The sequence below is a fragment of the Pseudomonas edaphica genome, assembly GCF_005863185.1.
Taxonomy (GTDB): domain Bacteria; phylum Pseudomonadota; class Gammaproteobacteria; order Pseudomonadales; family Pseudomonadaceae; genus Aquipseudomonas; species Aquipseudomonas edaphica.
The window spans coordinates 1-9,768 of sequence record NZ_VBVZ01000204.1 but is presented as its reverse complement, the minus strand read 5'-3'; the positions used below and the strand labels follow the sequence as shown (position 1 = coordinate 9,768).

Sequence of the window (9,768 nt, the reverse complement as noted above, 5' to 3'; positions counted from 1 at the left end):
GCGGCGAGCATCCCCGCTTCGCTGGACTCCACCAACTGGAACTTGCCGAGGCCGAACTGGTTCTTGGCGATCATCGCCTTGATCTGGGTATTGGCGCCCGAGCCTGGCTCGATGCCGTAGATCTTGCCGCCCAGTTCTTTTTCAAACTTGGCGATATCGGCGAAGGTTTTCAGGCCTTTATCCGCCAGGTAAGTCGGCACCGCTAGGGTGGCGCGCGCATCTTCCAGGCTGGGTTTGTCGAGGACTTTGACTTGCTTGGCGTCCACAAACGGCGTGATGGTCTGGGTCATCAGCGGGTTCCAGTAGCCCAGGAACATATCCAGGCGCTGGTCGCGGATACCGGCGAAGATGATTTGCTGGGAAGCGCTGGTTTGTTTGGTCTTGTAGCCGAGGCCGTCGAGCAACACTTGGGTCATGGCGCTGGTGGCGATTACGTCGGTCCAGTTCACCACGCCCATGCGCACGTTCCGGCAAGACTCTGCGTCGGCCGCGAATACGCTGGTGCTTAAGATGGCGCTGGCGCTGAGTGCAAGCACGCAGCGGCTGATCAGTCGGTTCATGGTGGATCCCTCGGCAGGTCGTTATTGTGGGTGCCGGCGTCTTTGTGCGCCGTGGGATCAAGTTACGCAGCTTGAGGGGAGGCAAAGCGCACGGCGGCGACCAGCTCTTGCACTGCAGCGACCTGTGCTCTTGAATGGCCCGTTGAACTGGCGTATCACAGTGAGCACGCTGCCCGTCCTACGAGAGCGCCACCATGTCCCAGGATTTCTACTTTCTGCTGATGCCGGGTTTCTCGGCCATCGGCTTTATCTCCGCGCTGGAACCGCTGCGCGTGGCCAACCGCTTTCGCGGCGAGTTGTACCGTTGGCACGTGTTGAGTGCCGATGGCGGCGCGGTGTTGGCGAGCAATGGCATGTCGGTGAACGCCGACGCCGCATTGGAGCCGCTGAAAAAAGGCGCGACGCTGATGGTGGTCGCAGGCTTCGAACCCTTGAAGTTCACCACGCCCGCACTTGAACACTGGCTGCGCCGCCTCGACCTCGACGGCGTCACCCTCGGCGCCATCGACACCGGCGCCTGCGTGCTCGCCGAAGCAGGCTTGCTCGACGGCCACCGCTTGACCTTGCACTGGGAAGCCATCGACGCGTTCAAGGAATCTTATCCACAGCTCACCGTGACCCAGGAACTGTTCGAGATTGACCGCCGGCGCATCACCTGCGCCGGTGGCACCGCCTCCATCGACCTGATGCTCGACCTGATCGCCCAGGCCCACGGCCCGGACCTGGCCATCCAGGTGTCCGAGCAATTCGTACTCGGGCGCATCCGCCCGCGCAAGGACCACCAGCGCATGCAGATCGCCACGCGCTATGGCATCAACAACAAGAAGTTGGTGCAGGTGATCGGTGAAATGGAGCAACACACCGAGCCGCCGCTGAGCACCTTGGCGTTGGCCGATGCAATTAAAGTCACCCGGCGTCAGCTGGAACGGCTATTCCGCCTGCACCTGAACGACACGCCAAGTAACTTCTACCTCGGCCTGCGCCTGGAAAAAGCCCGGCAGTTGTTGCGCCAGAGCGACATGAGCGTGCTGGAAGTGAGCATTGCGTGCGGGTTTGAGTCGCCGTCGTACTTCACCCGCAGCTACAGGGCGCGGTTTGCCAAGTGCCCGAGAGAGGATCGGCGACGGGAGGTGGTTTGACCGGCAATTATAGTCAATTATACTCACGACTATAATTTATAGTGCTTCCAATAATTGAGTATAAAACCATGTCCAAGCACAGCGGCTTTGTGTTTCGCCGCCCGACGCTGGCTCGCAGCATTGCTGATGGCTTGGTGGGCGCCGGGATTCAGGATTTCACTTCAGGCCTGTTCCTCGCAGCACCTCGACGTACCGGCAAAAGCACCTTTTTGCGCGAAGACTTGATCCCGGAGTGCCAGTTGCGGGGTTGGCTGACGGTGTATGTCGATCTCTGGGCTGACAAAGAAAAAGACCCCGCGGAGTTGATTGCCAGCGCGATTGCTGCGGCGCTGGTGCCCTATGAAAAGGGCATTCGCAAGCTGGCCAAGAACATTGGAATCGAGAAACTAAGCTTCCTGCGTACCTTGTCCTGGGACTTCAGCAAGCCACAATTGCCGGTTGGCGCGACGCTGACCCAAGCCTTGGAGTTGCTCCACAGCGCAGCCGAAAAGCCCGTCGTGCTGGTGATTGATGAAGCGCAGCACGCACTGACCACCGAGCCTGGTATCAACGCGATGTTCGCGTTGAAAGCTGCCCGGGATCAGCTCAACCAGGGCCGTGACGAGGAGGGCAGTGGCTTGCGCCTGGTATTCACTGGCTCCAATCGCGACAAGCTTGCGCATTTGGTCCTCGGTAAAAGCCAGCCATTCTTCGGCTCCAGCATTACCCCGTTCCCTTTGCTCGGCAAAGAGTTTACCCAGGCCTACACCCTGCACCTCAACGCGCATTTGGCCAAAACCAATCAGTTCAACGCGGCGGACATCGACGAAGCCTTTGAACTGGTCGGCCGGCGCCCGGAGATGCTGCGTACCATCATCGGCGAAGTGGCGCTGGAGTTGGGCGAGGCGAGCAACCTGGGCCAACTGCTGCACAGCCGCGCCGAACTGTTGCGTGCCGGCGTGTGGACCGAATTTGAAAGCGCGTGGAACAACCTCACCATTCCCCAGCGTGCTGTGTTGGAGGTGATGGTGGTGCGTTCGCAGAACAACGAGCCTTTTGCGCCGTTTACCGACAGTACACTCACGGCGGTCAGCAAGGCACTGGAGGACATGGGCAGCGACGTGGTGCCGGGCACCCAGACCATTCAGGCCTGTATCGATGCCTTGCGTGACAAAGAGCTAGTGTGGAAGTCGAGTCGCGGCGGGTATGCCCTGGAAGACAAATCCTTTGGCGATTGGCTGCTGCACAGAAGCCGTACAGCGAATTCAAAGACACCATAAATCAAATGTGGGAGCTGGCTTGCCTGCGATAGCGGTAGATCAGGCAGTACAGCGTTATCTGACAAACCGCCATCGCAGGCAAGCCAGCTCCCACAGGGGATTGGTGGTGTGGCTTACTTTTTTACCAGCGCCGAACACGCCGCCTTGAAGGCCTCATGCTGATACTTGTTCAGCGAGGCCGGCAGGGCAAAATCGTGCTTTTTGTTCTGCGCATTGATGGTCTGCGGCGACAGCAATGCCACCTCAACACCGTCGAGCAACTGAAACACCCCTTCAATCTTGAACGTGGTCGGGCCACCGGCGAATTCGCCTTTCTTGCTGCGTTTTTTGATCGCGATGCGGGTGATGGCGTTTTCTTGCACAAACGCCTTCACTTGGGCGGCGAAGGCTTTGACGTTGGCCGCCTCATCGTCGTCTTCAAGCGCGATTTTCTTGGTGGCCAGGGCCACATGGGTCAGCGCCTGGTTGTCCAGGGAGGCGACAGCGATGATGGCTTCGCTGCCTTTGATTTCGATGCCGCAGATAGTCATGGATAGCCTGGTTTCAGAGAAAAAGTGACGGGATTGTCGCTTATTCCTGCCCGATCGACTCCAAAAACTCCGACCGCTCATCACTCATTCGCGCCAGGCAGTCATTCTGTTGAATCGCGTAGTCCTTGCTGCCATTCACCGCCGGGAAGGTGTCCACCGCGCAATCGGCATCGCGCAGCTTTTCCCATTTCTGCTGGGCATCCTTCAGACGAGCGGTAATGTCGGCCAGTTGCGATTTGTTGCTGCCATAGGTCGAACCCATGCGTTCCAGCAAGCCCTGGTAGTTATCCTTGAGCAATTGCTCGGCGGTGGTTTTGTTATAGGTGGCGCATTCCAGGGTTTGTTTGTCGTTTTCGATGCCATCGCAGGGCGTGCTGTCGGTGTCTTCAGCGGCGTGTACGCCGGTTGCGATGAGTGCCAAAGCCAGGAAAATCGATTTCATTGCGCCGTCTCATATCAGGTGATGAGCAAATTCTGGCTCAAGCGTGGGACAAAGAACAGCCACCTGTCAGCTATGTCATGTAGGCCTTTGTCGCTGATTGACGCTTTCGGCAATTCCCCTGTCGTTTTTGCACCCGGCTCCGTCGGCCCCTGAGCATATGCTGGCCCCAAAGCGCCGGCAGACGATTCGGCGCATGAATCGCCAATAAGGGGACGCCTGATGAGCCCAGCCGAGTTGCACGCCGACAGCATCGTTATCGACGGTCTGATTATTGCCAAGTGGAACCGCGACCTGTTCGAAGACATGCGCAAAGGTGGCCTCACCGCCGCTAATTGCACGGTGTCGGTGTGGGAAGGCTTCCAGGCCACGATCAACAACATCGTTGCCAGCCAGACCCTGATCCGTGAAAACAGCGACCTGGTGATCCCGGTGAAAACTACCGCCGACATTCGCCGTGCAAAAGAGCAGGGCAAGACCGGCATCATCTTCGGCTTCCAGAACGCCCATGCGTTTGAGGACCAACTCGGCTACGTCGAGATCTTCAAGCAGCTCGGCGTGGGTGTGGTGCAGATGTGCTACAACACCCAGAACCTGGTCGGCACCGGTTGCTACGAGCGTGACGGCGGGCTGTCGGGCTTTGGTCGTGAGATCGTCGGTGAGATGAACCGTGTCGGCATCATGTGCGACCTGTCCCACGTCGGTTCCAAAACCAGCGAAGAAGTCATCCTCGAATCGAAAAAGCCAGTGTGCTACTCCCACTGCCTGCCGTCGGGCCTTAAAGAGCACCCGCGCAACAAGTCCGATGAAGAGCTCAAGTTCATCGCCGACCATGGCGGTTTTGTCGGCGTGACCATGTTCGCGCCGTTCCTGGCCAAGGGCATCGATTCGACCATCGACGACTACGCCGAAGCCATCGAATACACCATGAACATCGTCGGCGAAGACGCCATTGGCATTGGCACCGACTTCACCCAGGGCCATGGCCAGGATTTCTTTGAAATGCTGACCCATGACAAAGGCTACGCCCGCCGCCTGACCAGCTTCGGCAAGATCATCAACCCGCTGGGCATCCGCACCGTGGGCGAGTTCCCCAACCTCACCGAGACCCTGCTCAAACGCGGCCACAGCGAGCGCGTGGTGCGCAAGATCATGGGCGAGAACTGGGTCAATGTCTTGAAAGACGTCTGGGGCGAATAAGCCACCGCATTTCTCCCCCGGCCGTTCGCATCGGGGGCACACCTAAGAATTTTCTGGAGTTAAGTTTCCATGGCCAAAATCGCCCCGCAATTGCCTATCGAAGTCGACAGCGAAACCGGTGTCTGGACCTCCGACGCCCTGCCAATGCTGTATGTGCCACGGCATTTCTTCGTCAACAACCACATGGGCATCGAAGAAGTCCTGGGCAGCGATGCCTACGCCGAAATCCTCTACAAGGCCGGCTACAAATCCGCCTGGCACTGGTGTGAAAAAGAAGCTGAGTGCCACGGCCTGGAAGGCGTTGCGGTGTTCGAGCACTACATGAAGCGCCTGTCGCAACGCGGCTGGGGCCTGTTCAAGATCCAGGATATCGACCTCGACAAAGGCACCGCCAGCGTCAAGTTGGAACACTCGGCGTTTGTCTACGTGTACGGCAAGGTCGGGCGCAAAGTGGACTACATGTTCACCGGTTGGTTTGCCGGTGCCATGGACCAGATTCTGCAGGCGCGCGGCAGCAAGATTCGCACCGTAGCCGAGCAAGTTTACGGAGGCTCCGAAGAGGGCCATGACGACGGCCTGTTCACCGTCAAGCCGTTGTAAGTCGAGGAACCGTGCCATGGCTTTCGAAGCAATGTTTGCGCCGATCCAGATCGGCAAACTGACCATCCGCAACCGCGTGCTCAGTACCGCCCACGCCGAGGTGTATGCCACCGACGGCGGCATGACCACCGACCGCTATGTGAAGTACTACGAAGAGAAAGCCAAGGGCGGTATCGGCCTGGCGATCTGTGGCGGCTCCTCGGTGGTGGCCATCGACAGCCCGCAGGAATGGTGGAGTTCGGTGAACCTGTCCACCGACCGCATCATCCCGCACTTCCAGAACCTGGCCGACGCCATGCACAAGCATGGCGCCAAGATCATGATCCAGATTACCCACATGGGCCGTCGCTCGCGCTGGGACGGCTTTAACTGGCCAACCCTGATGTCGCCGTCCGGCGTGCGCGAGCCGGTACACCGCGCCACCTGCAAGACCATCGAGCCGGAAGAAATCTGGCGCGTGATCGGCAACTACGCCAGCGCCGCCAAGCGCGCCAAGGCCGGTGGCCTGGACGGTGTCGAACTGTCCGCGGTGCACCAGCACATGATCGACCAGTTCTGGAGCCCGCGGGTCAACAAGCGTACCGACGAATGGGGCGGCACCTTCGAGGGCCGCATGAAGTTCGGCCTGGAAGTACTCAAGGCCGTGCGCGCCGAGGTCGGTGACGACTTCTGCGTGGGCATGCGCCTGTGTGGTGACGAGTTCCACCCGGACGGCTTGTCCCACGAGGACATGAAGCAAATCGCCAAGTATTACGACGACACCGGCATGCTCGATTTTATCGGCGTGGTGGGCTCGGGTTGCGACACCCACAACACCCTGGCCAACGTGATCCCCAACATGAGCTACCCGCCGGAGCCGTTCCTGCACCTGGCGGCCGGTATCAAGGAAGTGGTCAAGGTTCCAGTGCTGCACGCACAGAACATCAAGGACCCGAACCAGGCCACGCGCATTCTGGAAGGCGGCTATGTGGACATGGTCGGCATGACCCGTGCGCACATCGCCGACCCGCACCTGATCGCCAAGATCAAGATGGGCCAGATCGACCAGATCAAACAATGCGTCGGCGCCAACTACTGCATCGACCGCCAATACCAGGGCCTGGATGTGCTGTGCATCCAGAACGCCGCGACCTCCCGTGAATACATGGGCGTGCCGCACATCATCGAGAAATCCACCGGGGCCAAACGCAAAGTCGTGGTGGTCGGTGCCGGTCCGGCCGGGATGGAAGCGGCGCGGGTCGCGGCCGAACGTGGCCACGACGTAACCCTGTTGGAGAAGAAAGAGTTTATCGGCGGGCAAATCACCACCGCCTCCAAAGCCCCGCAGCGTGACCAGATTGCCGGTATCACCCGCTGGTTCCAGCTGGAGTTGGCCCGCTTGAAAGTCGACCTGCGCCTGGGCGTGGCGGCGGATGCCGAGACCATCCTGGACCTGCGGCCTGACATCGTGGTGCTGGCCGTCGGCGGGCATCCGTTTATCGAGCAGAACGAACATTGGGGCGCCGCTGAAGGCCTGGTAGTCAGCAGTTGGGACGTGCTCGACGGCAAAGTCGCGCCGGGCAAGAACGTGCTGGTGTACGACACCATCTGCGAGTTCACCGGCATGTCGGTGGCGGACTTCCTGGCCGACAAAGGCAGCCAGGTGGAAATCGTCACCGACGACATCAAGCCTGGCGTGGCGATTGGCGGTACGTCGTTCCCGACTTACTACCGCAGCATGTACCCCAAAGAAGTGATCATGACCGGCGACATGATGCTGGAAAAGGTTTACCGCGAGGGCGACAAGCTGGTGGCGGTGCTGGAGAACGAATACACCGGCGCCAAGGAAGAACGCGTGGTTGACCAGGTGGTGGTCGAGAACGGCGTGCGCCCGGACGAAGCTATCTACTACGGGCTCAAGGAAGGTTCGCGCAACAAGGGCCAGATTGACGTCGAAGCCTTGTTCGCGATCAAGCCGCAGCCGTGCTTGAGCGAAGCGGGTGACGGCTACTTGCTGTTCCGCATTGGTGACTGTGTGGCGCAGCGTAATACCCACGCCGCTATCTATGACGCCCTGCGCTTGTGCAAGGATTTCTAGGCAACCACCGAACCACTGTGGGAACCGGTCAATGTGGGAGCCGGGCTTGCCCGCGATGCAGGCGACTCGGTCTTGAGTGACACCGAGGCGATGCCATCGCAGGCAAGCCAGCTCCCACCTTTATCCGGTTCCCATGCAAGACCTGTGTGGTCTTTGGGAGCTTCACCATGTTGAACACCTTGCTTCCTATTCTCTTGTTTGCAGCCATCGGCCTCGCCGCCCTAGGCGCCCTGCGCCGGGTGAACATGTGGCGCCGTGGGCGTGCTTCCAAGGTTGACTTGCTGGGCGGCCTGCTGGCCATGCCCAAGCGCTACATGGTCGACCTGCACCACGTGGTCGCCCGCGACAAATACATCGCCAACACCCACGTCGCCACAGCCCTGGGCTTTGTGCTGTCGGCGTTGCTGGCCATTTTGGTGCACGGTTTTGGCCTGCATAACCGTATCCTCGGCTATGCCTTGCTGCTGGCCTCGGTGCTGATGTTTGTCGGCGCCACCTTCGTCTATTTACGTCGGCGCAACCCGCCATCACGCCTGTCGAAAGGCCCGTGGATGCGCCTGCCGAAAAGCCTGATGGCGTTCTCGGTCAGCTTCTTCCTGGTGACCTTGCCGGTGGCCGGGATTCTGCCCGCCGACTTCGGCGGCTGGCTGCTCGCCGCGCTCTTGAGCCTGGGCGTGCTGTGGGGCGTAAGCGAAATGTTCTTCGGCATGACCTGGGGCGGGCCGATGAAGCACGCCTTCGCCGGTGCCCTGCACTTGGCCTGGCACCGCCGCGCCGAGCGTTTTGGTGGCGGCCGCTCTACAGGTTTGAAGCCGCTCGACCTCAGCGATAAAACCGCGCCATTGGGCGTGGAAAAACCCAAGGATTTCACCTGGAACCAACTGCTCGGCTTCGACGCCTGCGTGCAGTGCGGCAAGTGCGAAGCGGCGTGCCCGGCGTTCGCCGCCGGCCAGCCGCTGAACCCGAAAAAACTCATTCAGGACATGGTCGTCGGCCTGGCCGGTGGCACCGATGCCAAGTTCGCCGGCAGCCCTTATCCAGGTAAACCGATTGGCGAGCACGGCGGCAACCCGCACCAGCCGATCGTCAACGGCTTGGTTGATGCCGAAACCCTGTGGTCGTGCACCACCTGCCGCGCCTGCGTGGAAGAGTGCCCGATGATGATCGAGCACGTCGACGCCATCGTCGACATGCGCCGCCACCTCACCCTGGAAAAAGGTGCCACGCCGAACAAGGGCGCCGAAGTCCTGGAAAACCTGATCGCCACCGACAACCCCGGCGGCTTCGCACCGGGCGGTCGCCTCAACTGGGCAGCGGACCTGAACTTGCCGTTGCTCAGCGAAAAAGGCAGCAGCGACGTGCTGTTCTGGGTCGGCGACGGCGCTTTCGACATGCGCAACCAACGCACCTTGCGCGCCTTCGTCAAAGTGCTGAAAGCGGCCAAGGTCGATTTTGCAGTACTGGGCCTGGAGGAGCGCGACAGCGGTGACGTCGCTCGCCGCCTGGGTGATGAGGCCACGTTCCAATTGCTCGCCACACGCAACATCCAGACCCTGGCCAAGTACAGCTTCAAGCGTATCGTCACCTGCGACCCGCACAGCTTTCACGTGCTGAAAAACGAATACGGCGCCTTCAACGGTAATTATGTCGTGCAGCACCACAGCACCTTCATGGCCGAGCTGATCGGTGAAGGCGCGCTGAACCTGGGCCAGCACAAGGGCAACAGCGTGACCTACCACGACCCTTGTTACCTGGGCCGTTACAACGGCGAATACGAGGCGCCGCGCCAAGTGCTGCGGGCGTTGGGCATTGAGGTCAAGGAGATGCAACGCTCGGGCTTCCGTTCGCGCTGCTGCGGCGGCGGTGGCGGCGCGCCGATCACCGATATTCCCGGCAAGCAGCGGATCCCGGATATGCGCATGGAAGACATCCGTGAAACCGGCGCCGAGCTGGTGGCCGTGGGT

General features: G+C 60.3%; 9 protein-coding genes. 6 read left to right on the top strand and 3 right to left on the bottom strand.

Annotated features, from left to right (window positions below; all coding sequences use genetic code 11):
* Positions 1-560: glycine betaine ABC transporter substrate-binding protein (locus FEM54_RS15255; protein ID WP_276614578.1), on the bottom strand; the 560-nt coding region annotated here is incomplete at its 3' end.
* A gap of 194 nt (positions 561-754) precedes the next feature.
* On the opposite strand from FEM54_RS15255, the gene FEM54_RS15250 reads away from it, so the two are divergent.
* Both FEM54_RS15250 and FEM54_RS15245 read left to right on the top strand, forming a co-directional pair.
* Complete coding sequence (locus tag FEM54_RS15250) at positions 755-1,699, top strand: GlxA family transcriptional regulator (protein ID WP_099550379.1); 945 nt, start codon at positions 755-757, stop codon at positions 1,697-1,699.
* A gap of 68 nt (positions 1,700-1,767) precedes the next feature.
* Positions 1,768-2,958 (top strand): AAA family ATPase, encoded by a 1,191-nt coding sequence (locus FEM54_RS15245; RefSeq protein ID WP_017139365.1) that lies wholly within the window; start codon positions 1,768-1,770, stop codon positions 2,956-2,958.
* A 113-nt stretch (positions 2,959-3,071) separates the two neighbouring features.
* Here FEM54_RS15245 and FEM54_RS15240 read toward each other — a convergent pair whose 3' ends face one another.
* Both FEM54_RS15240 and FEM54_RS15235 read right to left on the bottom strand, forming a co-directional pair.
* A complete protein-coding gene (locus FEM54_RS15240; RefSeq protein ID WP_138451718.1) occupies positions 3,072-3,488 on the bottom strand; it encodes a DUF3010 family protein in 417 nt (138 codons plus the stop codon).
* Between the two features lie 40 nt (positions 3,489-3,528).
* Complete coding sequence (locus FEM54_RS15235; RefSeq protein WP_017139363.1) at positions 3,529-3,930, bottom strand: lysozyme inhibitor LprI family protein; 402 nt, start codon at positions 3,928-3,930, stop codon at positions 3,529-3,531.
* Between the two features lie 219 nt (positions 3,931-4,149).
* On the opposite strand from FEM54_RS15235, the gene FEM54_RS15230 reads away from it, so the two are divergent.
* The 4 genes from FEM54_RS15230 to dgcB form a co-directional block, all read left to right on the top strand.
* A complete protein-coding gene (locus FEM54_RS15230; protein ID WP_014720245.1) occupies positions 4,150-5,127 on the top strand; it encodes a dipeptidase in 978 nt (325 codons plus the stop codon).
* A 69-nt stretch (positions 5,128-5,196) separates the two neighbouring features.
* Positions 5,197-5,727, top strand: a complete 531-nt coding sequence (locus FEM54_RS15225) for a DUF5943 domain-containing protein (RefSeq protein ID WP_099550381.1) — start codon at positions 5,197-5,199, stop codon at positions 5,725-5,727.
* 16 nt (positions 5,728-5,743) lie between these two features.
* Entirely contained in the window at positions 5,744-7,804 is a 2,061-nt protein-coding gene (gene dgcA, locus FEM54_RS15220) for a dimethylglycine demethylation protein DgcA (protein ID WP_099550382.1), read from the top strand.
* Positions 7,805-7,971: 167 nt separating this feature from the next.
* On the top strand, positions 7,972-9,768 hold a 1,797-nt coding region (gene dgcB, locus FEM54_RS15215), incomplete at its 3' end, for a dimethylglycine demethylation protein DgcB (RefSeq protein ID WP_138451716.1).

Coding starts and splice junctions, on each gene's coding strand:
- FEM54_RS15250 (WP_099550379.1), top strand. CDS start 755: ATGTCCCAGGATTTCTACTTTCTGCTGATGCCGGGTTTCTCGGCCATC.
- FEM54_RS15245 (WP_017139365.1), top strand. CDS start 1,768: ATGTCCAAGCACAGCGGCTTTGTGTTTCGCCGCCCGACGCTGGCTCGC.
- FEM54_RS15240 (WP_138451718.1), bottom strand. CDS start 3,488: ATGACTATCTGCGGCATCGAAATCAAAGGCAGCGAAGCCATCATCGCT.
- FEM54_RS15235 (WP_017139363.1), bottom strand. CDS start 3,930: ATGAAATCGATTTTCCTGGCTTTGGCACTCATCGCAACCGGCGTACAC.
- FEM54_RS15230 (WP_014720245.1), top strand. CDS start 4,150: ATGAGCCCAGCCGAGTTGCACGCCGACAGCATCGTTATCGACGGTCTG.
- FEM54_RS15225 (WP_099550381.1), top strand. CDS start 5,197: ATGGCCAAAATCGCCCCGCAATTGCCTATCGAAGTCGACAGCGAAACC.
- dgcA (WP_099550382.1), top strand. CDS start 5,744: ATGGCTTTCGAAGCAATGTTTGCGCCGATCCAGATCGGCAAACTGACC.